This is a genomic window from Vibrio clamense, assembly GCF_050337905.1.
Classification (GTDB): domain Bacteria; phylum Pseudomonadota; class Gammaproteobacteria; order Enterobacterales; family Vibrionaceae; genus Vibrio; species Vibrio cortegadensis.
Window position 1 is genome coordinate 149,203 of sequence record NZ_JAKJTJ010000023.1, and the last position, 22,434, is coordinate 171,636.

23 protein-coding genes are annotated in these 22,434 nt (G+C 41.1%); 12 read left to right on the forward strand and 11 right to left on the reverse strand.

All coding sequences use genetic code 11. The features are described from left to right. Window positions 1–124: 124 nt before the first annotated feature. Window positions 125–1,996, forward strand: coding sequence for a methyl-accepting chemotaxis protein (locus tag L4C39_RS11670; RefSeq protein WP_371711693.1), 1,872 nt, complete (start codon window positions 125–127; stop codon window positions 1,994–1,996). A 188-nt stretch (window positions 1,997–2,184) separates the two neighbouring features. Then, entirely contained in the window at window positions 2,185–4,053 is a 1,869-nt protein-coding gene (locus L4C39_RS11675) for a methyl-accepting chemotaxis protein (RefSeq protein ID WP_429746031.1), read from the forward strand. Window positions 4,054–4,141: 88 nt separating this feature from the next. On the opposite strand, the gene L4C39_RS11680 is transcribed toward L4C39_RS11675, so the two are convergent. Together L4C39_RS11680 and ppiC are read right to left on the reverse strand one after the other, a co-directional pair. Continuing rightward, a complete protein-coding gene (locus L4C39_RS11680; RefSeq protein ID WP_113798407.1) occupies window positions 4,142–5,509 on the reverse strand; it encodes an alpha-amylase family protein in 1,368 nt (455 codons plus the stop codon). A gap of 497 nt (window positions 5,510–6,006) precedes the next feature. Continuing rightward, entirely contained in the window at window positions 6,007–6,285 is a 279-nt protein-coding gene (gene ppiC, locus L4C39_RS11685) for a peptidylprolyl isomerase PpiC (protein ID WP_017052979.1), read from the reverse strand. 179 nt (window positions 6,286–6,464) lie between these two features. On the opposite strand from ppiC, the gene L4C39_RS11690 reads away from it, so the two are divergent. Then, window positions 6,465–7,379 (forward strand): chemotaxis protein, encoded by a 915-nt coding sequence (locus L4C39_RS11690; protein ID WP_017052980.1) that lies wholly within the window; start codon window positions 6,465–6,467, stop codon window positions 7,377–7,379. 46 nt (window positions 7,380–7,425) lie between these two features. On the opposite strand, the gene L4C39_RS11695 is transcribed toward L4C39_RS11690, so the two are convergent. Both L4C39_RS11695 and L4C39_RS11700 read right to left on the reverse strand, forming a co-directional pair. After that, window positions 7,426–7,962, reverse strand: coding sequence for an ATP:cob(I)alamin adenosyltransferase (locus L4C39_RS11695; RefSeq protein WP_261889933.1), 537 nt, complete (start codon window positions 7,960–7,962; stop codon window positions 7,426–7,428). 208 nt (window positions 7,963–8,170) lie between these two features. Further along, window positions 8,171–8,632, reverse strand: coding sequence for a TetR/AcrR family transcriptional regulator (locus tag L4C39_RS11700; protein WP_017052982.1), 462 nt, complete (start codon window positions 8,630–8,632; stop codon window positions 8,171–8,173). 598 nt (window positions 8,633–9,230) lie between these two features. Here L4C39_RS11700 and L4C39_RS11705 point away from each other — a divergent pair. After that, window positions 9,231–9,530: a DUF406 family protein gene (locus L4C39_RS11705; protein ID WP_017052983.1), complete on the forward strand. Its 300-nt coding sequence runs from the start codon at window positions 9,231–9,233 to the stop codon at window positions 9,528–9,530. 27 nt (window positions 9,531–9,557) lie between these two features. Here the strand turns inward: L4C39_RS11705 and L4C39_RS11710 are convergent, their stop codons facing one another. Further along, window positions 9,558–9,824 (reverse strand): DUF1496 domain-containing protein, encoded by a 267-nt coding sequence (locus L4C39_RS11710; RefSeq protein WP_113798411.1) that lies wholly within the window; start codon window positions 9,822–9,824, stop codon window positions 9,558–9,560. A gap of 70 nt (window positions 9,825–9,894) precedes the next feature. Here L4C39_RS11710 and L4C39_RS11715 point away from each other — a divergent pair, with 70 nt between their 5' ends. After that, window positions 9,895–10,497 (forward strand): hypothetical protein, encoded by a 603-nt coding sequence (locus L4C39_RS11715; RefSeq protein WP_017052985.1) that lies wholly within the window; start codon window positions 9,895–9,897, stop codon window positions 10,495–10,497. 46 nt (window positions 10,498–10,543) lie between these two features. Here L4C39_RS11715 and L4C39_RS11720 read toward each other — a convergent pair whose 3' ends face one another. After that, the gene (locus L4C39_RS11720; RefSeq protein ID WP_171755509.1) at window positions 10,544–11,650 is read right to left on the reverse strand and encodes a 1-acyl-sn-glycerol-3-phosphate acyltransferase; all 1,107 of its coding nucleotides are present in this window, start codon (window positions 11,648–11,650) and stop codon (window positions 10,544–10,546) included. 178 nt (window positions 11,651–11,828) lie between these two features. On the opposite strand from L4C39_RS11720, the gene L4C39_RS11725 reads away from it, so the two are divergent. After that, entirely contained in the window at window positions 11,829–12,437 is a 609-nt protein-coding gene (locus tag L4C39_RS11725; protein WP_429746035.1) for an AraC family transcriptional regulator, read from the forward strand. Between the two features lie 87 nt (window positions 12,438–12,524). Here L4C39_RS11725 and L4C39_RS11730 read toward each other — a convergent pair whose 3' ends face one another. Further along, window positions 12,525–13,004 (reverse strand): hypothetical protein, encoded by a 480-nt coding sequence (locus L4C39_RS11730; RefSeq protein ID WP_429746037.1) that lies wholly within the window; start codon window positions 13,002–13,004, stop codon window positions 12,525–12,527. 35 nt (window positions 13,005–13,039) lie between these two features. Further along, a complete protein-coding gene (locus L4C39_RS11735; RefSeq protein WP_171755511.1) occupies window positions 13,040–13,552 on the reverse strand; it encodes a nicotinate-nicotinamide nucleotide adenylyltransferase in 513 nt (170 codons plus the stop codon). A 102-nt stretch (window positions 13,553–13,654) separates the two neighbouring features. Between L4C39_RS11735 and nadE the strand changes: the two genes are divergently transcribed. Continuing rightward, the gene (nadE, locus tag L4C39_RS11740; RefSeq protein ID WP_113798419.1) at window positions 13,655–14,485 is read left to right on the forward strand and encodes an NAD(+) synthase; all 831 of its coding nucleotides are present in this window, start codon (window positions 13,655–13,657) and stop codon (window positions 14,483–14,485) included. Between the two features lie 155 nt (window positions 14,486–14,640). Here the strand turns inward: nadE and L4C39_RS11745 are convergent, their stop codons facing one another. Further along, the gene (locus L4C39_RS11745) at window positions 14,641–15,834 is read right to left on the reverse strand and encodes a YcbX family protein (protein WP_136995098.1); all 1,194 of its coding nucleotides are present in this window, start codon (window positions 15,832–15,834) and stop codon (window positions 14,641–14,643) included. Between the two features lie 239 nt (window positions 15,835–16,073). Between L4C39_RS11745 and pyrC the strand changes: the two genes are divergently transcribed. Both pyrC and L4C39_RS11755 read left to right on the forward strand, forming a co-directional pair. Continuing rightward, the gene (pyrC, locus tag L4C39_RS11750) at window positions 16,074–17,102 is read left to right on the forward strand and encodes a dihydroorotase (protein ID WP_113798422.1); all 1,029 of its coding nucleotides are present in this window, start codon (window positions 16,074–16,076) and stop codon (window positions 17,100–17,102) included. Window positions 17,103–17,378: 276 nt separating this feature from the next. Next, complete coding sequence (locus L4C39_RS11755) at window positions 17,379–18,302, forward strand: M14 family metallopeptidase (RefSeq protein WP_429746040.1); 924 nt, start codon at window positions 17,379–17,381, stop codon at window positions 18,300–18,302. Window positions 18,303–18,445: 143 nt separating this feature from the next. Here the strand turns inward: L4C39_RS11755 and L4C39_RS11760 are convergent, their stop codons facing one another. Beyond that, complete coding sequence (locus L4C39_RS11760; RefSeq protein ID WP_429746042.1) at window positions 18,446–18,985, reverse strand: manganese efflux pump MntP; 540 nt, start codon at window positions 18,983–18,985, stop codon at window positions 18,446–18,448. A gap of 301 nt (window positions 18,986–19,286) precedes the next feature. Here L4C39_RS11760 and L4C39_RS11765 point away from each other — a divergent pair, with 301 nt between their 5' ends. Continuing rightward, on the forward strand, window positions 19,287–19,517 hold the full coding sequence (locus tag L4C39_RS11765; protein WP_029203261.1) for a PAS factor family protein: 231 nt from the start codon (window positions 19,287–19,289) through the stop codon (window positions 19,515–19,517). 140 nt (window positions 19,518–19,657) lie between these two features. On the opposite strand, the gene L4C39_RS11770 is transcribed toward L4C39_RS11765, so the two are convergent. Then, window positions 19,658–20,446: an AraC family transcriptional regulator gene (locus L4C39_RS11770; protein WP_017051664.1), complete on the reverse strand. Its 789-nt coding sequence runs from the start codon at window positions 20,444–20,446 to the stop codon at window positions 19,658–19,660. A gap of 99 nt (window positions 20,447–20,545) precedes the next feature. On the opposite strand from L4C39_RS11770, the gene L4C39_RS11775 reads away from it, so the two are divergent. Together L4C39_RS11775 and L4C39_RS11780 are read left to right on the forward strand one after the other, a co-directional pair. Next, complete coding sequence (locus L4C39_RS11775) at window positions 20,546–21,439, forward strand: DMT family transporter (protein WP_136995094.1); 894 nt, start codon at window positions 20,546–20,548, stop codon at window positions 21,437–21,439. Window positions 21,440–21,586: 147 nt separating this feature from the next. Next, window positions 21,587–22,348, forward strand: a complete 762-nt coding sequence (locus L4C39_RS11780) for a DeoR/GlpR family transcriptional regulator (protein WP_017051662.1) — start codon at window positions 21,587–21,589, stop codon at window positions 22,346–22,348. Window positions 22,349–22,434 lie beyond the last annotated feature (86 nt).

Here is a 22,434-nt window from a genome sequence, read left to right on the forward strand (position 1 = left end):
CACATGCTGTTATTTCGTGGAATTGATAGCGATATCCAATCAAGTTTCATTCATACTTGCCGATACAATTACATAATAAGAAGAATAACGGATTACTTACTGGCTTATTTAAAGAGGGATTTTTATGAAGTTTAGTCACAAAGTTGTAGCGGCCTCATCGGCATTATTACTCGTTACCGTCTCCTTGCTGTCAATAAAACAGTTATATACCGTTCGCGCGGAAGTTGAGTCAAGTGTTAGCTCCAGCCTCAATGAACTGGTGGCAGGGGTCAAAAATACGGTTGTATCAGAGATGGAAGCAAAAAAATCTCTAGCCCAGAGCACAACCGAAATTCTAGAGATCTCTCCAAACGATCACGACTATGTTCAGGCGATTCTTGAAACACCAAAGTTAAAAAACAGCTTTTTAGCCATCGGCTATGGCTATGAAGAGAATGGCTTTGTAATAGAGAACGACGATAACTGGGACGCTGGCTCTGATTACGATCCTCGCCAGAGACCGTGGTATAAAGACGCCAAATCAAAAGGGCACCTTGTTGTCACCGCACCTTATGTTGATGCATCAAGTAAAAACGTGATCATTTCAGTCGGGACCCCTGTTAAGAAAAATGGTCAACTTGTTGCTGGCATGTTCTATGACCTAGAATTAACAAACCTTGCAACTCTGGTCAATCAAGTCAATTTATTCGACGCTGGGTATCTATTCCTTGTAACAGACGATGGCACAACCATTGCTCACCCAGATGCTAAAAATAATGGTGAAAAACTATCAAGTTACCTTCCTCAGGCAACACTGACTGAGCAACCTCAAAACGTTGAGATTGATGGTAAAACCTTCATGATAAGTTTTACATCTATCCCAAGTGAAAATTGGTATGTTGGGGCAATCATAGACCAAGACATCGCTTTCGCATCAATCAAAGAGATGCGCGACAGCTCAATTCTGTTCACTATTATCGGTTTAATTCTAAGTATCATCGCGTTGACCTTACTTATCCGATTCCTTATGCGCCCATTGGATGCCCTAAACGCTGCAATTAATGATGTTGCGTCAGGTCAAGGTGATCTAACGAAGAGACTAGACACCAACACGGATCAAGAATTTTCAGATCTTGCACAAGGCTTCAATACTTTCACCGAAACTCTTCAGCGCCAAATCACTCAATCTAAAGCGATAGGTGAAGAGATCATGCGCGGTACCGAAATGACAGTTGCAGGTTCGAAAGCCTCAGCAGAAGCGATGAATACTCAGCTTCAAGAGCTTGAACAACTTGCAACCGCAATGCATGAAATGGCGACAACCTCATCAGATGTAGCCAATAATGCCCAAGGCGCAGCAGAAGCCGCCAAAGTGGCAGGTGAAGCAACTCAGGAAGGGACATCAGTAGTCAGAGACACAACTACGGCTATCGACGCCTTATCAAGCCGTATTGATGAAGCCGTATCGGAAGTACAAGTTCTGGAATCAGCGACGGATAACATTGAAACAATTCTAAAAGTCATTAATGACATCGCCGATCAAACCAACCTACTTGCACTCAACGCTGCGATTGAGGCTGCGCGTGCAGGAGAATCCGGACGTGGCTTCGCTGTTGTCGCAGATGAAGTCAGAACATTAGCGCAAAAAACTCAACAATCGACGACTGAAATTAAAAGTATGATCGAACAGCTACAAGCGGGTGCTAGTTCAGTTTCCAATGCCATGAACCAAAGTAAAGATACGGCATTTGAGGCTGTTGAGCGTTCACAGCAAGCCAATGGGGCTTTAGATAAGATTAGAGATGCGATTCACCAAATCTCTGATATGAATATTCAAATAGCATCAGCAGCAGAAGAGCAAAGCTTGGTGGCAGAAGAGATCAATAACAACACAGTGAAGATCAAAGATCTATCCACACAAGTTTCAGAAGCCGCAGATGGTGCCAATCTTGCGATGCAAGTTCAAACTGAAAATGTTCGAGAGCAAGATTCAATCATGAACAAATTCATCGTTTAGTTTATTGGCTAACTCACACAAAAAGCGAGTCATTCACTCGCTTTTTGTATTTATAACAATAATATATGAAACAACAACCAATCATTACTCATATCAAAGAACTCAACTAAAGTTGTAACTATTTCTGGCTACTCTTGAGTTTTCTAACTATAACACTGATAGAGAATGAAATTTCAGAAGGACATGACATGAAATTCAGCCACAAAATTGTTGCCGCTTCATCCATCTTATTATTGGTTACCGTATCGTTATTAACCGCAAAACAATACTTCACTATGCAATCTGAAGTTCAATCACAAGTGAACGAAAGTGTAATAGAAATCATTGATAGCGTTAAAAATACCGTAGCTTCCGAAATTAATAACCGTAAAGCGATTGCCGCCTATTCCACAAGCATGCTTGAAGTTGATTTGTCACCTCAGCACATTTCCGATGTGATTACCCGTCCAGTAGTCAAAGATACGTTTCTACTTGTTGGGTTAGGATTTGAAAATGATGGTTCCAATATTAATAATGATCCTTCTTGGAATCCTGGTAGCAGTTGGGACCCAAGATCTCGCCCATGGTACAAAGCAGCACAACAAGCAAATAAACTGATCATCACCGCCCCTTACGCAGACTCCGCCACCAATGAGATCCTCGTATCGATTGCGACTCCTGTACGTGAGAATGGTAACTTCATCGGGTCTATTTTTTACGACGTAAGCTTGGCTGGACTTGCAGAAATAGTAAATAAAGTGACCCTATTTGATGCCGGTTACCTATTTTTAGTATCCGAAAATGGAACCACCATTGCTCACCCTGAAAGCAGTATGAATGGTAAACCGATGAGCGAGTATTTACCAAATGTGAGCATCAAGGAGTCACCGCAATATGTCGATTTTGATGGTAAAACCTTTGCTGTCGATTTCTCTAAAGTACCCGGCGAAGATTGGTACGTCGGAGCAATTTTAGATGAAGGTATTGCTTTCCAAGCGGTTTACGACTTACGTGATAGCTCCATTTTATACACTTTAATTGCGCTTGTGCTCAGCATTGCAATACTCCTAATACTGATCAAATCATTAATGAAACCATTAGAAGTACTGAATGATGCAATCCAAGACGTTGCTTCCGGTCAAGGTGACTTAACGAAACGCCTAGATACCAATACTGACCAAGAATTCTCTCAACTTGCCCAAGGTTTTAACACCTTCACTGAAACGCTGCAGATGCAAATTACTCAATCTAAAACGATCGGTAAGGAGATAATGAGCAATACGGAAATGACAGCAAGCGGTGCTGAACAATCGGTATCGGCAATGCAAAACCAGCTTCAAGAGCTTGAACAACTTGCGACAGCGATGCATGAAATGGCCACAACGTCATCAGATGTAGCAAACAATGCTCAAGGTGCCGCCGCCGCAGCGAAAGACGCTGATGAAGCAACCATTGAAGGCAATACCATTGTTGGTGACACAACGGTCGCAATTGATAACTTGTCGGCTCGTATTGATGAAGCCGTTTCAGAAGTACAAGTATTGGAATCAGCAACAGATAACATCGAAACCATTCTTAAAGTAATCAATGACATTGCTGACCAGACAAACTTACTTGCACTTAACGCTGCCATTGAAGCCGCGCGGGCAGGAGAATCTGGCCGTGGGTTTGCTGTTGTAGCAGATGAAGTGAGAACTCTTGCTCAGCGAACTCAACAATCCACCACTGAAATTCGCAGTATGATTGAACAACTTCAAGCAGGGGCAAGTTCAGTGTCTAACGCGATGAATCAAAGTAAAAATACAGCCATTGAAGCGGTAGAGAAGGCACAGCAAGCCAATGGTTCTCTTGAGCGAATTCGTGGTGCAATCGAGCAGATTTCAGACATGAATATCCAGATAGCCTCTGCGGCAGAAGAACAGAGCTTAGTTGCGGAAGAGATAAACAACAATACCGTGAAAATTAAGGATTTATCCACTCTAGTGGCAGATGCAGCAGAAGGAGCAAATGCTGCAATGCAAGTACAAATCAGCAATGTAAGACAGCAAGACGAGCTTCTTAATAAGTTCATTGTTTAAGTAAAGCTAGCTGGTTAGATACACAAAAACGAGGCTTAATGCCTCGTTTTTTATTAACTATTAACTATTAACTATTAACTATTAACTATTAACTATTAACTAGCATCATGCAGGATTTTGCTGGAATATCGAAGCTTAACTTTCCTCCAATATTCTCTAATGTTTTACGAGTCATTAAATCGGTCACATCAGCGCCCCAAGGAACAAGTAGACTTTGGCTTCGAACCGACTTATTGATCACCACCAGGCCTTTCTTCCCTCTAGAAAATACAATCATGTCGTCATTTGCTTCGATCACTGACATTTTTTCACCATGAACCTGGTTATGAAATCCGATCATATTCATCATTGCTTCTGAGCGCCAAGCATCCTGCCAACGTGGTTTTCCTTCTGAATTTACGATACCACTAGTATCTAAATCTGTGTAGACAAGTGGGACGCCCCCATCACGACCTAAAATGTATGCATAAGCCAAGTGTTCACTTGCTTCATCCATCACCAAATCAAGGAAGACATCGTTGTTTGGAATATCATGAGTAACCGTAAACGTTATCGCTCGACGGTGTGACAACGCCTGGCCAAAGCAGTATGGGTCAATCAAAGCTTTCAAACTGCCTTTCGGAGCAAACGCATCATGAATGGTTTTAAAAAGAGGGAAATCATACGCCCCTAAACGAGTCTCTTCTAAATAAGGTTTTAAGAAAATCTCGTACTCTTCTTCAGTCGCACCACCATCTGTGATTATTTCACCAAAAATATGAATATCTTTAGTTATGTCCTCAGTCCATACTCTTTTAAGATGCTCAATTGACATGTGCTTAGCCGCATCAATTCGGAAGCCTTTAACACCCATAGCTTTTAAAGCTTTAAGGTAATTCTGCTGTTGAGTTACAACATAATCGCTCACGCGCAAAGTCGGTAAGCCGGGATCTTGTGGTCCGCCTGATATACGACCATTTTGCACTTCCCACTTATCTTTCCAATTCTCAATACCGAACGCTTCAACAAAATCATCTTCATCAAACAGCGGCTTAGAGAGATCGCCAAATAGTTTTAATTCTTCTACACGTCCATTGCTCTCTTCATACTCAGCCATATCCGCGGCATTAGGGTATTGCAGATCTAATCGCTGCTTAGATTCGTTAGCCATGTGATTGAAGACCACATCCACATAGGTTCGTATGCCTTGTGCTTTTAAAGCATCAACCATCGCCTTAAAGTCATGAGTATTGCCAAGTTGGTTGTCAATAATTCGGTAATCTTGAGGCTGATATCGTTGCCACCATTTAGTACCTTCAGCCGTTCTCGCTGATTTCATTGGCGGTGAAACCAACACTGATTTGTAACCCAAAGAATGGATGGTACTAGCTTGAAGGGCGATGTTTGAATAAGTCCAATCGAATGCATGTAAAATTACATCACTACTCTTCTGCTTCGGCACTACTGAATGCGTCATAATTTCTCTCCTATCTTCTTGGGCTTCAACCTATACATACAAGGTTAAAAATGAATACAAGCCCAAACAATGCAACGATTATATGATCAGCAATGAAATCTCCCTCCCCCTTTTGCAATGCGACCCCGGAGGATACCTTAGGGCGTAGAAGGTTAACGGAATGAAATTCTGGATAATTCATGCTTCAGCTTTCAACTTACCCCTATGCACACTCTAAAAAAAATAGACATAACACTTTGATATATTGAAAGAATAATTAATGACCAGCACAAACGCCCTTACTCCATTCCTTTTCATGATGTTTATGAAAACCTCTTACTACCACGTAAAGTATTTTAGGGATCAGTTAATAGCCAAAGCCAAAGCTGTGATCTTTATCACTCATAGCAGTAGTCATAAATGGGGAAACATAAACAATCAAACAACACGTCGGCAAAAAAAGAGCATAGAATTACCTCTATGCTCTTAAGTTTTCGTTATAGATGACTTCAATCAAATTACGTTCGGTACAAAACCTTAATAACATGCCAACCAAATTTTGTTTTTACCAATAGTGGCGTTAAGATTTCACCAGTGAATACGGCTTTATCAAACTGAGGGACCATCTGCCCTTTTTGAAATTCCCCTAAATCCCCTCCTTTTTTACCTGACGGACAGGTGGAGAATTTTTTTGCAAGCGTCTGAAATTTTGCGCCTTTCTTTAACTGTTTGATAATGTCTTCTGCTTGTTCTTTATGCTTCACCAAAATGTGGAGCGCTGCTGCTGATCTAGCCATAATTAATCTCAAAGTGTTGCGATACGCCATTTTACCTCATCAATTCTAAATCTTCACTCATCGTTACCTAGCCAATTTGAGTAGACGCAATAAAAACGCATAAATATTAAGACTTAAGTTGCCGTTAAGCTATGATCAGATAAGATTGCATAAGAATATTTTAATGTAGGTGGATATATATGGCTCGACCAAAGAGTAAGGCTAACCAATCGCAAGGCATGCTAATGTTTAAGCTATCATTAAAGCAAAGCTTTGCCATTGGTACGCTTAAGGTAAGAGAAATTGTCCCTTATATGCCAACGACAAAAATCCCATACTCTCATCATCATGTTATTGGTACTATCACCATCAGAGAGCTAACCGTGCCTGTCATTGATATGTCCGCGGCGATTGGTTTTCGTCCAATAGAGCCAGAAGAGTATGAAAATTGCTTCCTAATTGTCACCGACTGTTTGCGAACTGTGGTTGCATTTATGGTGCGATCTATCGACAAAATAATAGAGTGTGATTGGAAATCTATTGAGCCGCCACCAACCGTAACTGGACATAATGTCTTTGTTACCGGAATCACCCGATTTGAAGACAACATCGTCCAGCTGTTAGATGTAGAATTATTGCTATCTAAAATCTACCCACAGTATGACTCAGCTCGAATTCCAATGCTCACCGATATTGAACGAGAAAGACTAAAAGCGTTGCATATTTTGCTGGTAGACGATTCATCCATTGCCCGCAAGCAGCTTTCCGATGCCTTAGATAGTATTAATATTCCATACAAAATTTGTAATAACGGCCTTGATGCTTTAAAAGTCATGAAAGAGCAAGCTGAGAACAATACCCCTATTGAACTTCTCGTAAGTGATATAGAGATGCCCGGTTTAGACGGCTATGAGCTAGCCTTCGAAGTACAAAATGATCCCTCTCTAAACCAATCTTACCGCATATTACATACATCCCTTTCTAGCGAAATTTGTGTCGATAGGGCGCAGCAAGTAGGAGCACATGAAGCGTTAGAAAAGTTTAATGCTGGTGAACTAATTGAAGCGATGTTACGAGGCGCTAAGAACTTAGAATCCGCAGCAATGACAAGCTAATCATTCGATTTAATGTTCAACAAAATAGCCTTAGCCTTTGTTAAGGCTATTTTTTTGGCATGCTATAACTACGGCTAACAAACTCAACTTCTGGCGACTTTGTAATCTGATTGGTGTAAGAGGCAAGTGCATACATTGTATTCGCCAATAAGTTAGCGTATTTAAATAGAATAGGATCGGGGCTCTTACTACTAGTATGCTCGATCTTAACCAGAGCTCTAACAATCTTTTTTGCCTGACATCGGCAAAGGTGCAACTGGCTTGCGATTGGATGACCACCTGGTAACACAAAGCCTTGAAAGCCTCCGTCTAATTTTTCTCTCAGTTGAACATAATCTTTTTTCAACTCTTCCAGCTCATTTACAGAAATAGCCAGTTTTCCACGGACAGAACCATTCAAATGATAGATATTAGGTTGAACCCGGCTCAATAAATCACGCGAATAATCATCAAGCTCCATAGAGAGCACAAAACCAACACGACTGCACAGTTCATCTGCGATTATTTCGAAATCACAAACAGGACTCTCTTCGTAAATAAATGGATAACAGAATTCATCCCAATCACGGCTTACAGGTTTCACCTCAAGAACTCACTTAAAATTCAATGACTATAATAACAATAACCAACTACTTAAATTGTATATGCATACACAAATAAGTCATACACTCACAATTTCTAGCCAGTATCCACACAACTCATTTTATTGATAACAAGTTAATTTCAATATAACTTTCTTTAAATAGAAAAAAAGCCTCAATATATGAGGCTTTTTTAATATGTAATCAGGCTTATTTGCTCATTTGAACCAGAGATTTACCCAATAGCCACTCTAGCTCTTTAGAGCTTTCAGAACCAAATTGTGATTCAGCAAGTTTGTATAAGCGGTCAATACCRTTTGCTGCAAATTCATGAGCATTTTCTGATACAACTACATGGTGGAAAAGCAAGCGTAAAATAGCTAAGAATTCTGCATTTTCCAAAGCAACAAGCCAGCTTTTTGAAAAGCCTTCAAGATCTTTATCGAACTCAATATGTTCCATAAACATTTTAAAAATGCGACCGTCTAATGCTGCGGTAAAGTCAGTTTTCTTAGGAAAGTGATGGCTAATACCAGTGCGAGAAACGCCCGTCTGTTGACTTAGAGTTGTGTAAGACATCTTGTCATAACCCAATCTCAATAGCTGGTCGATAACAGCATCCATAATCTTCTGAATTGTGATTTCAGTATCTTCTTTACTACGCTTTGGCATGGTTTAACGCTCTTCTTTTTTGTAAATCCATCTAATTCAATTGCCTGAACCAGCATGAAAGTAATTATCCGTATTATGTTCTTTATAGAATAAACTGCAAGCTTAAATTTACTACCTGCTTTTCAGAAAGTAACAGCACAACATTAAGCAGTATTACAAATAAACCCTAGAATCAATATGAGAAAAACATTTCTATCAGCGATGTTAACAATAACATTATTAACATTTAAAACAAACTTCGTAACAGAGTAATATGTAATCAATAAGTTTCATATAAATAAATTACATTATCGATCACAATATAAAGCCATAATATTAATTCGTTTTAGAAATACTATTCTACACATAGATAATCTTATAAAATCCTTCATGAAGCAACTAACTGTCTAACATTCTAACCTTTAGGTGACATAGCTCCATTCAGTAATGTGACTAAGATCACACATGTATTAACCACAAACCGACTATGTACAGAAAGCCACCGCTTTAATAAATAACATAGCATACGATTCATTAAATAGACAAGAATCATTCATTTCTCTAGATGTCGCTCCATTTGCTCGTTAGAATAGCCTCATATTTTGTAAGAGGATTTGTTATGAGTATTGATCTAAAAGAAACTGAAGTATGTGAAGCATGTGGCTGTGCGGGCGAAATCGGTTTTATCATTAAAGAAGGCGATGATGTATCTGAAGTAATGATTAGCGCAACTAGCCAAGAACTACTGGACGCTGAGTTTGCTAAGTACTTAAGTTTAGCCCAAGGTGTATGCAAAAATGTACAGCATGACATTTTGAAATCTACTGATGAGTCAACAGAGCTAACAGCCCGCTTTAAATTTGAAGTCAGTGCTGAAAAGCTTATCTTTGAATTAAAGACTCGTTCTTTAAGACGTTAATTCTGAGATCCACGAATAAAACGAGCACTATTGCTCGTTTTTAACGTCTAACTTCACCCATTTCAACGCTCCATTGGTCTCAAAACTCTTCTCAGCAACACACTCAAGTAAAATATCTGAAACCTGAATAACAGCACCTATGGTATAGGCTTTATCTTCGAAATAGCAGACTCTTTGTCCCAACTCTTCAGTTATGATGAGAGCGGCGCTGGGAGTTGAAACAGTTTTGGCCTGCACTGCATTGGTACATAAACTGATCCCAGTAAATAGTATGATTTTGTTTAAAAACTTCATTACACTACTCTATATAGATATTTATTGCTTACAGCCAATAGCGATAGCAACCGAAAAGTAGGCTCCCCTGATGTACAAAACGATATTACTTGCCAGCACGCTGCTTTTCGCATCACAAGCGATCCATTCCGCACCCTTAGATTCCTACCAACTGCTGAACCATTTAGATAACTATGGCAACCTTTACCTGCGCAATAAACCTTACACCTCGCTACCAAATGATTTATTAGTTAAGGGTAATCTTAATATTGCAAAAACCAGTATCACTCGCTTGCCTGCTGGTTTAAAGGTACTTGGTAGCTTAGACGCTTCAAATAGCATGGTAAAACAAATTAAAGCTGGTACGTCTATAAAAGGGTACGCCAATTTCATTGGAACACAAATTCAGTCGTGGCCCAAGGGCGTTAAAGTTGGCGGATACCTCAACCTAACCGATACACCGCTAACCAAATTACCGAATCGACTGAAAGTAAAAGGTGATTTAAGCCTAATCCGAACGCCTTTGACCGCATTACCTAACGGATTAGAGGTAGATGGAGACCTGTATATTGGGGGATCTGGTCTTACCGAGTTTCCAGATATTATGACCGTTAAAGGCAACATATTTCTGGGTGGCAATCGCATTTCAAAATGGCCATCAAAACTCAATCTAGGTGGCGCCGTTGCAAAATAATCTGTCTCAGATATGAAAAAAGGAGCGTTTATCGCTCCTCTCTTTCTTATGCTTGATTCTTCACCGGGTTTGCGTAGCTATCAATCAAATACTGATGCGCCCCCAATGGAAGTTGCTCCAATTTTGATTCAAAATCTCTACGGGTCGCCTCTGTTATTGAGCTATCTTCCTTACCTTCAGCCAGAAGGTTAATCGGGAATAATTTATAATTGCGGTGTATCTGACGATCAATTTCCGTTGCTAATGCTTCAGGCGTTTCGTAATCATCTTCGATCACTTGGCCAAATGCGACATGTACACGAGATTTACGTCCAATGATCCCTTGAATGATACTTTCGATATCTTCAAACTCACCTTTCTCATAAACGCCATGTGTCGCTTTTTCATATAGCTCACGGGCTTTAGCGATATCACACGGATCATTTTCGTACGATATTGAAACTGGCACAATTTTCAGTGATTTTACATATTCTGAAAAAGGCGTCTTTTGCTTACGCCCTTCCACATGAAACATTTTCAGGATCGCAGGATCGGTAAAATCATTCCCGTCCTTTGCTCTCCCCTCTTTCTGCGCTATCCAAATAGAATTTCCAGTTTCTAATGAGTGCTTGATGTATGAAGAAAGCTGTCCAAGCATTTTCATCATTTCACGAGGTCCTTTTGCAGATCGTTTCACAATAAAACTTTTATTGATCCTCATGAGGTCTGCGGCGCACGGTTTTTTTAATAAATTATCACCGATAGCAATACGAACTGTTCTGTGATCCTCTTGATACAAACCATAGTTGACCAAAGCGGGATCCATCGCGATATCTCGGTGATTAGACACAAATAAATAAGCCGTATCTTTATCTAAAGCATCAAGCCCAGAGTAAGTCACCCCATCCGTTGTCGTATTCAGAGTATTTTTTAAATACTTTTTTACTTCAAGCTGGATAGCATCAACAGAACGGTATTTACTCCACTTAACTTTCAGGTAAACACGCAAAACAGGACTCATTAAAGTTTTAAACCAAGTCGCATGATTTGAAAATCGATGTTCTAGAATAGCATTGATAAATTCTTCGTCATTAATGAGACGATTAATTGCAGCTGGGATCTCATCATCATTGTAAGGACGGATATCAGCATAAAGATCGGTATTAGAAGTCATTTTTCACTACATCAAATAAAAAAGCTTCTTCATTCTACGCATTGTTGACGACACTCGCAGCTACATAGTCCATACTTTTGACAAGGTCAGACCAGATTATCTCCAAATATCAGACTTATAGTTGGAATTTTTGATCATAACCGTTAATCTTATCGCCCCATAAATTTAGGTTTACACTATGAATTACGCGATTGAACACCAGAACACTAGCTACCCTTACTTGGTCATTACCCCAAGAAAAAAAGTGCTCAAGCATAGTTTAATCACTGTCCAAAGTAGCCTGCTCTTAATTAAGCTTGGAAAAACTGAATACGCTATTGAACAAGGGGAAACCATCTGGGTGCCATTTGATTGCCTAACTTCAATCACTTTTTTTCCAAATACTCATATTCAACGTGTTGATTTTTCAATTCGGCTTACTGACAAGTTCCCAACTCAATCGGGTTTAGTTCGCTTATCAGAACTCTCACGTGCCGTATTAAATAAGCTAACTCAAAAGAAGCTATCTCCACAGCATGAGAAAGATCTATTAGCGGTACTTAAAGAGGAAGTTCTCTCCCTTCAGCCAACGTTAATTGAAACTCAGCTAAGTCGTGAGTTTAATCAATGGGAGCCTGGAAAGAGTTCTGATCTAGAGCAGATAAATATCTTAGTCATGACAATGCGCGAGAGCAAAAAGCGTCTTCAATCTGGTCAAAAGAAAGCACTTATTATTGAGCAACTTTTCTCCGGTAAAGAAGAAGAGTTTGAGCAGTTATGTCTGCTTGTATTTGGAAGTGAGCTTTAAACATTCCTTTAGTTTAAGCATTCCTTTAGATAGCAAAAAGCCGCTGAGAGGCTCTCCTCTTAGCGGCTTTATTAGATCATTGAAAGTCTAAAATGGCAGTTCGATCTGCATCATGACATCGCCTTGATAAACTTCATGCCAACGGTAATCAAAACGCATTCTAGGCTCACCGCTTTTTTTCTCACCCAGACCAATACTGATCTGTAAACCGTGATTAGTCAGCCACTCTTCTGTGGTCATTTGGTTTTCATTTTCAGCCAACTCATCTGGCATCCAAATGCCTAGACCAATGTAATTACTAGATATATTTTGCGTTAAGATAGGCTCATCTTCTGGCCTTAATGCCCACTCTGCCCAGTAAGTATTCGGCATTTTTTCTTCTTCAAGCAAGCCTCCTAATGTAGAGACTTGTGAGCTAATCATATCAACGCCATTGGCTATTGAGTCACACCAACTGGATTTTGACTCCAACATGACGGATTCATTACTAAAAAAGTCACACCCAGCATAAATCGATGGCGCATAAGCCACAGTTAGCATAGAAGCTATGAACATCTTTTTTAGCATAGTCATCGGACCTTATTAGATTAGTGGTTGATTATCTAATACAGATTGCTGTGTTGCAACTTTTTACTAACCGAAACCGTGGTTAGATCATCAATTGCCTCACCTGCCATTAATCGATTACGGATATCCGTGCTGCGCACATTGACTGTTTCAGGGCACGCCATCACACACCATCGATGCATTATTTGTTCCGCTTTATAGAATTTTGAAAACTTGAAAAAGTTATCTGGTCCTATAACAAAGGTTATATCGGCATGTGGGTACAATTCTTGAATTCTATTTAAGACCGCAAAAGTGGTGACACTTTTCCCCGGTAGGTACAATTCTTGCTCAACGGTTGAACGCAGTACATTTGGAAGTGCGAGATCAGAGATAAAATCATCCAAAAGTTCACAACGTATATCATAGTCCAGCATGGTTTTGCCCCATGCATGGGCAATACTAGGAACCAATAAAGTGCAATCAAAGTGGGTTAATGAATCAATAACGCTCTTATGGCCTAAACTTGGCGGATTAAACGCACTCCCAAACACTGCTATTTTCTTCATGCCTGACTTTCGCCTATTAAATTGAGTTTTTTAATCAAATGAATTCGGTATGATACTACTAATTTCACTATTTTTTATATTGCTTGCAGAAAAGGAACTCTAATGGAACAACTCATCCGAGATGAAATGCGTGTTCTCCCATCAATTGATGCTCATTTTGAAATTGATCGCCGCGTCGCATTCATCAAGAACAAGCTACAACAATCGGGTTGTAAATCGTTAGTACTTGGCATCAGCGGTGGGGTCGACTCCACAACCTGTGGCCGACTTGCGCAATTGGCAATTGATGCCCTAAATACAGAATCAAACTCGCAGGCTTATCAATTTATTGCCGTTCGCCTTCCGTACGGTGAACAAAAAGATGAAGATGAAGCACAACTAGCGCTCTCTTTTATTCAACCGAGTCACTCTGTTTCTGTCAACATTAAAGCAGGCGTTGATGGGTTACATTCGGCTTCTCATGTTGCTTTAGAAGGCACGAACCTTCTTCCAACTGACTCAGCAAAAATCGACTTTGTTAAAGGCAATGTTAAAGCACGAGCACGGATGGCAGCGCAATATGAAATCGCTGGCTATGTTGGCGGCTTAGTAATTGGTACTGACCATTCAGCTGAAAACATTACTGGCTTCTATACCAAGTTTGGTGATGGCGCTTGCGATATGGCTCCACTGTTTGGATTAAACAAGCGCCAAGTCCGAGAGTTAGCCGCAACTTTAGGTGCTCCTGAACAGTTAGTTAAAAAAGTGCCTACCGCAGATTTAGAAGAACTTGATCCACAAAAAGCGGATGAAGATGCTCTGGATTTGTCTTATGAACAGATTGACGACTTTTTGGAAGGCAAGCCTGTTTCACAAGATGTTACCGACCGTCTAGTGAATATTTATAAAGCGACTCAACACAAGCGTCAGCCAATTCCTACGATCTATGACTAGCTCTAAGTTCTAAGCTCTAAGCTCTAAGCTCTAAGCTCTAAGCTCTAAGCTCTAAGCTCTAAGCTCTAAGCTCTAAGCTCTAAGCTCTAAAAAGCATAAAGGCTAACAACACTCGTTGTTAGCCTTTTTTAAATCACAAGAGATGAACACGAAGCTTAATCAATCACTTCGATATCCGTTTTAGGGACGCAGCAACAGGCTAAAATTTTCCCCATGCTCCTCTCTTCATCTTGTATAGCAGGAGCATCAAAATGATCGACCTTGCCGGACTCTAACGTCATCATACACGCACCACAGATGCCAGCACGGCAACTATTCATAATCGACAACCCAGCGTTTTCGGCTTGTTTCAGTAATGTATCTTGGTTATTCCCTTCAAACAGATAGCCATTCACACTCAATTGCAGCGCTTTTTCTTCTGCCGCGACTAATTGAAGATCGTCAACGCCTTCATTTTCACCAACATTCCCGCTTGAAGTATCTTGATAGAACTCTTTCTCTTTGGTTTCTAAAACTTCGATTACATCTCCGGCTTGGATCAATCCTTCATTTTTTGCCACTAGGTTTTGCCCAAAGAAAACACCGCCACGCTCATTAGCGCGAAAACGAGATAGTGTATTCAGCGGCTCTTTCGTTGTTCTGAATTCGCCTTTTTCCACATCGACTGTAGTCAGAATGCAGCGTTCACACGGCTTTACTGCTTCAAACTCTACTTCACCGATACGAATACGCTTCCAACTATCTTCAATGAATGGCTCAGAACCAGACACCACTAAATTGGTTCTAAATTGATCCATTGAGTGAAATTCAGGGCTACGTCTGTTCAGCTCATCTAATGATTGTTGGCTAATAATAAGCACAGGGTATCCATCAGCAAAACTGACATTATGGCCAAGTTTTTCGCGCACTCGATTAGACTGCTCCCCACAAAATAGAAACTCTACTCGCAATCCGAGAACTTGGCTAAACCAATCATCAGCACAATCCGTCGTGGTATATGCAGTAAAGGTATCTTTCCATACTTGTGCTGGTGACTCTTGCATTTTGAATTCCGAATACACCAGTTTTAGGGCAGGCATTCCGGGGTACGTAAACATAACGCCATCCGCGACTAAGCAAGATTTCACTTTCACCATCTTTGGGTATTTTCTAGCGGTCACCATGCTTCCATCAGACAGCGCAATCATAAATCGACGATCGAAGCTTAAACCTTGCTTCTCTACCCATGAATTTGAAAGCGAGATCCCTCCAACAGATTTAGCAGGGTAAACATTAATTTGAGTAAGTGTTGGGGTGGAGTCTGTGTGTTGAGTGACTTTGCTGCGAGGTGTTGTATTTTGAGATGACATTACTAACCCTATCCTTTGTGTTCAGTATCTAACATTTCTATTTTGCCATGCTAACAAACTTCTGCTTACAAAAGAATTCACCGTCATCCCAGAAATACGAAGGAAAAGTCAGAAAGAAGATGAAATCAAATAGTATTTCCTCTATCATCCTGTCGCCTAAACGGAAGCGATTGCATTCACACTTTTCGCTCTATTTAGGCTCCAATCACATAACTATTTTCATTGGTGGGAGCTTATAAATGACAACACTTACGATCACTCGTCCAGACGACTGGCATGTTCACCTTCGTGATGGTGACGTTCTTGCGGACACCGTTCGAGACATTAGCCGTTACAATGGCCGTGCTTTGATCATGCCAAATACCATCCCACCCGTCACTGATACTGAAATGGCGTTAGCGTACCGCGAGCGTATCATGGCAGAAAAGCCAAGTGCTCAATTTAAGCCTTTGATGGCGCTTTACCTAACAGACAATACCACTACCGATGAAATTCGTGCTGCAAAAGCATCAGGTGCTGTTGTTGCTGCAAAGCTCTACCCTGCTGGCGCGACAACCAATTCAGATTCTGGCGTCACTTGTGCTAAAAATATTTATCCGGTTTTAGAAGCGATGCAAGAAGTTGGTATGCTGCTCCTCATTCACGGCGAAGTCACGGCTCATGATGTCGATATCTTTGACCGCGAGAAGGCATTCTTAGATACCGTTCTCGCTCCAATTGTGAATGACTTTCCGAACCTAAAAATCGTGTTAGAGCATATCACAACAGCCGATGCCGCCGATTTTGTTAACCGTGCAAACGACAACGTTGCTGCAACTATTACTGCTCACCACTTATTGTATAACCGCAACCACATGTTAGTTGGCGGAATTAAACCTCACTTTTACTGCTTGCCAATTTTAAAACGCAACACCCACCAGCAAGCTTTAATTGCAGCCGCAACCAGTGGTAGCAAAAAGTTCTTTCTAGGAACCGACTCTGCCCCTCATGGTAAGGGTAAAAAAGAAGCCGCTTGTGGCTGTGCTGGTTCATATACCGCTCATGCCGCACTAGAACTGTATGCTGAAGTTTTTGAACAAGAAGGCAAGCTTGAAAACTTAGAAGCATTTGCAAGTCACAATGGCCCTGATTTTTATGGGCAAGCGCGTAATACCGATACAGTCACACTCGTTAAAGCAGAGTGGACCGTTGCATCAACCATGCCTTTTGGACAAGATATTGTTGTGCCAATCCGAGCTGATGAGACCATTGCTTGGACGGTTAAGTAAATATTCGTTGTGCTAAATTAATCTAGAGTTCAACTCAGACATAACGGCAATGAGCGATAATGTTCATTGCTGTTTTTATTGACTTAGCATTCAGCTGAGCGGAACAATCAATAGCTATCATCTATCATCTATCATCTATCATCTATCATCTATCAAGATTCATCACCTCTACGCACCGATTCGCCCCTGAAATCTATTCACTTTAAAAAATCTTTTGCTCGATTCATTTCCGCTGTTACTCTCATAAAACAAGCATCTCAAAAACAAGGCTCGGCAATGCAAAGCTCATACTTTTATCCAATCGGAACCGCTGGCGTCAAATGGACGCAGAAAGAGAAAGACGCATGGCGTGAACAAGTCACAATCAAACGCTCTTACCAAGAAGAAGTGGTTTCAAAAATCACAGCACTAAACGCTGATTTTGACATCGAACAATACGGAGCACTGAGCTACGACCCTGACCGCTACCCTCTTTTTGCGATTAAAACTAAAAATTGGGATCCCTCAAAACCGACCATTTTAATCACTGGCGGCGTTCACGGATATGAAACCAGTGGTGTTCAGGGGGCTTTGACCTTTCTACAAACTCAGGTTCACCACTATTTAGACCGCTTCAATTTTATCGTAACGCCATGTATTAGCCCTTGGGGTTACGAAACGATTAACCGTTGGAACCCACTTGCTATCGATCCTAACCGTTCGTTTTATGCCAATAGCCCAGCAGAAGAATCCGCATCAGTGATGCAGTTTGTTAACGCTCTCAACATTGATTTTCTCATGCACATAGACCTGCATGAAACAACAGACACGGATGAATCTGAATTTATGCCTGCACTTGCTGCTCGCGACGGTGTGAAGTATATCGAAGAAGAGGTGCCTGATGGGTTTTATACCGTGGGAGATTCGGAACAGCCTGTTGAAGCCTTCCAAAAAGCAATCATAGACTCAGTAAGAAAAGTGACTCATATCGCTCCGCCAGATTCTGACGGCAATATTATTGGCTCTCCAGTCACTCAAGAAGGAGTCATCAACTACCCAATGACTGAGCTTTCTCTTTGCGGTGGAATGACGAATTGCAAATTTGGTTCAACAACAGAAGTTTATCCTGATAGCCCGAAGGTGACAGATGAAGAGTGTAATAAAGCTCAAGTCGCAGCCATTGTGGGTGGGTTAAATTACCTGATTGAGCACTCAGTGTAGGGTAATTCAATTTAACTAATTATGCTTTTAGCTGCATCGTCGCTAAAAGCATAATTTATTATCACTTATCAGTAAGCGAAGCCGAAGCGATCCAATCGTGTTTCTAGATACTGAATCGATATTAGGCAAAGAGCGGTCTGCGGTTATGTACAAACAATTTTTATACCTATCAGTATAAGTGTCACGCCTCCAAGTAATTCCATTTTACTTTCCAGCCAAGTTCCACATTTAGAACCGATAAAAATTCCCCCCCAACTAAATCCGAAGGTTATTAACCCGATAATCGCACACGCTATCATCGGATTAACATCAAGAACCGAAAGAGTGAAGCCTGCTGCAATGGCATCAATACTGGTTGCTATCGCGAGAAAAAACAGCACTTTATGGGTTATATCACGGATATTTTTCTCTGCTCCGTCCGACATCGATTCGTGAATCATTTTACCACCAATCACGACAAGAAGGAGAAAAGCAACCCAAGGTGCATATGACTCAGCAAATCCTAGAACACCCTTTCCACCTAGATAACCCAAGAGCGGCATCGCGCCTTGAAAGGCACCAAAATAGACTCCCGACATAAGCGCTAAAGCTCTAGAATTTTTAATATGTTTTGCTCCAAGACCAATAGATACAGCGAACGCATCCATACTGAGAGCAATGGCTAAAATAACGACATCAACCAAGGACAATTTCCTGAGGTATAAAATTTTGGAGTGGCATTATAGATAAGCGAGCCTATTTGTTCCAGTTCAATCCGTACAAGAAGGTAATGTTTAAAGCCAACACAGTAAGCACCACTCTCATGTGCTTACATCTTACCCTTAATTGCTTTGATCGTTGGACGAATATGGGGCTAAGAATGTTATAAGTCACACATCAATCTGAGACCCATTGTTATGTGACTGACATCGCAGACGTCCGGAGAATTTACAGATATAACGAATATGCAACCCATTCAGTAATTAAGGGATTACGATGAACACCATTTCCACTCTAATTTACGATACCCTGATAGACCTTTCGAATAATGAACCAGAACAACACGCCGAAATTCGACAAAATTTATATAATCAATTAGATCTACCTTTAGATAAGCAAAGAACGTTATATTCAAACGCACTCGGACCAGCAAGCTCTGGAAAACTAGAGAAAAGGGCAGATTTCGACAATGCATTAAACGTCGCCATCAGAGCACTAGAAACGCCTGAAAAATAAAAATTAGCGGCCATGATCCCCCATAGGCCGCTAATTCCATGGACGACTAAAAGAACGCTCTTCTCCGCCAACGCCTCAAGAATACCCATTGCTTTTTCTCTAAACAGATCTCTTAATAACCTGACCGTTGGTGTAATCCCTTACAGCAAACGGTTTTTGTATTGCTCCGGCGTGAACCCCGAATATCGCTTAAACATTGTGATAAAAGGGCTTGCTTGGTTGTAACCTAGAGTTAAGGCCACCTCTTTAACCGACTGACCGCTGCGCAGTAGCTCCATCGAATGTAGATATCGCACCCTTAATCGCCACTCGGTATAACTCATCCCTAATTCGCTTTGGCAATAACGAGCAAGCGTTCTTTCCGTGGTGTGAACTCTGCTTGCCCAATCTGCGAGTGACATATCATCGGTTGGGTTCTCCTCTATCGCCGCAAGAATAGGCGCTAAGTATTTATGATTGCTAGACGGTAGAAAGTGGTGTTCAACCTCTTCCGTTGCCAGTTGATCAAGCAAAACTTGAACCAATCGCTTGTCAGATTCCGATTGTGCAATGTTGACATCTCGACGTCGTAAGTCATCAATAATGGCAGACACAATTGGGGTGACTTTTATCAAACTAGTCTGGTTTGGAAACGACGCGGTTAGCTGATGAGCGATATTCAATGAACAGTAGTCGAGGGGCTTACGATTATAACTGCAATGCATCACATTTGCGGGAACCCAAATCGCTAAATGGGGAGGAGCAAGGAAACGGGTTCCTTCAGCTTCCATTTCCAAAATCCCGCCACTGATCAACTGAACTTGCCCCCATTCGTGGCTGTGAGTTCTTGTTTCAGTATTCGACAAAAACGCTTCAAAATTCATAAACACATCTGATGGTGCGTTTTCCGTTGATAAGGATCGGTGCAGCTTTCTCGGCGTTTTTTTCAAAATTGTCTTCCTATCACGCTGAATGTCTTTCTGGAGATATTTATAATTATAGCGACCAAATACACTAGCTCCAACGATTAATTACTCGATGGATATCACATGAATTATCTCTTACCTTTCTTTACCGTAGTGATCTGGGGCGGCAATTCCATCGTAAATAAACTGGCGGCATCAGCAATAGAGCCTAGTGCCATGAGCTTTTTCCGCTGGTTTTTTGCCATGGTTCTTTTAACGCCTTTCTGCTTACCATCGCTCATTCGCCAATGGAAAACCATAAAACCTTATATCCGTAAGATCGCATTTCTTGCTCTACTCGGCATGGTATTGAATCAGTCACTTGGCTACTACGCAGGACTCACCACAACTGCATCAAATATGTCTCTTATTATCTCTTTGGTTCCACTGCTTAGTGTCTTCATTAGCGTCCCGTTATTAGGTAAAAAAGTATCAGGCTTAAGCATTGTAGGTGGGGTTTTGTCGCTTTTAGGGCTAACTTTCATGCTCGGGAAGGGTGATATGCTATTTTTCACCCGCCAAGAAATCACTCAGGGTGACGGCTTAATGGTGATCGCGGCATGCATTTATGCGGTGTATTGCGTTCTTCTAAAGCGTTGGAAAATGCCTTTCTCTAACTGGCTTTTCATCTACATGCAGGGGCTATGTGCTGTGATTATGCTGACACCACTCTGGCTGACCAGTGACCAGTTACTACCCACACAAGCGTCTTATAGTTTGATCGCTTATGCCGCCATTCTGGCATCGGTCATTGCACCTTGGATGTGGGTAAAATCGATTGCAATCATCGGGGCTGATTCTACTGCGATGTTCATGAATCTTTTACCTGTCATAGCGGTCACGTTAGCCTCGACGCTGCTTGGAGAGACAATCCAGAGCTATCATCTGATGGGCGGTATTTTGGTGATATCTGGCGTTATTCTTTCACAAATTAAAACATCTAAGCAAGTTGCCGTTATTGCCAAGAGTGCAGCTTAACATCAATGTAAATTTTCTTTTTTGCTTTCGTTTATGTGAATCCACGTCAAAGACGAGCACAATAGCCTGTGAATTTGTTCGAAGTTATTGAAATTGCGCCTTCACAGCGTACACTAAAATGAATATTCGCAATAAGGAAGTTGGTTAGTGAAAGCAGTTAAACGCCATCAAGAAATTATTGAACTCGTTCAGACTCATGGTTTTGTTAGTACCGATGATTTAGTCGAACGATTCAACGTAAGTCCTCAGACAATCCGTAGAGACCTTAATGAGCTCGCAGATGACAATAAGCTACGACGTAATCACGGTGGTGCAACACTAGCATCAAGCTCTGAAAACTCATCTTATCAATCTAGGCAAGTCTCCTTACAGCCAGAAAAAGAGAAAGTCGCTGCCGCTTTGGTTAAACATATCCCCAACTGCGCCACTCTATTTATTGATATTGGTACAACGCCGGAAGCTATCGCTAGAGCACTTTTGGTGAACCATGAACAGTTAAGGATCGTCACCAATAATATTAATGTGGCGACAATTCTTATGACCAAGCCCGACTTTAAAGTCATTCTCGCCGGTGGTGAAGTCAGAAATATTGATGGTGGTGTGACTGGTGAGGCGACACTGGATTTTATCTCTCAATTCCGCTTAGATTTCGGTATTTTAGGAATAAGTGGCATCGACCACGATGGTTCGTTGCTTGATTTTGATTATCATGAAGTTAGAGTCAAACGAGCTATTATCGAAAATAGCCGCTGTGTATTACTAGGGGTTGACCATACTAAATTTGGCCGAAATGCGATGGTAAAACTGGGTACGATCGCTGATGTCGATATCATCATTACGGACACACCTCCCCCTGAAGAGATTGATGCCTTTGCAAAAGAGAACTCCGTTACTATTGAAGTCGTCTAGTACACCACTTAATGCTTCATCGATGTCACCAAGTAAGAGCCAGTGAGTGTCAATATGGAATGATTTTTTATCAGAACAGGTGCATA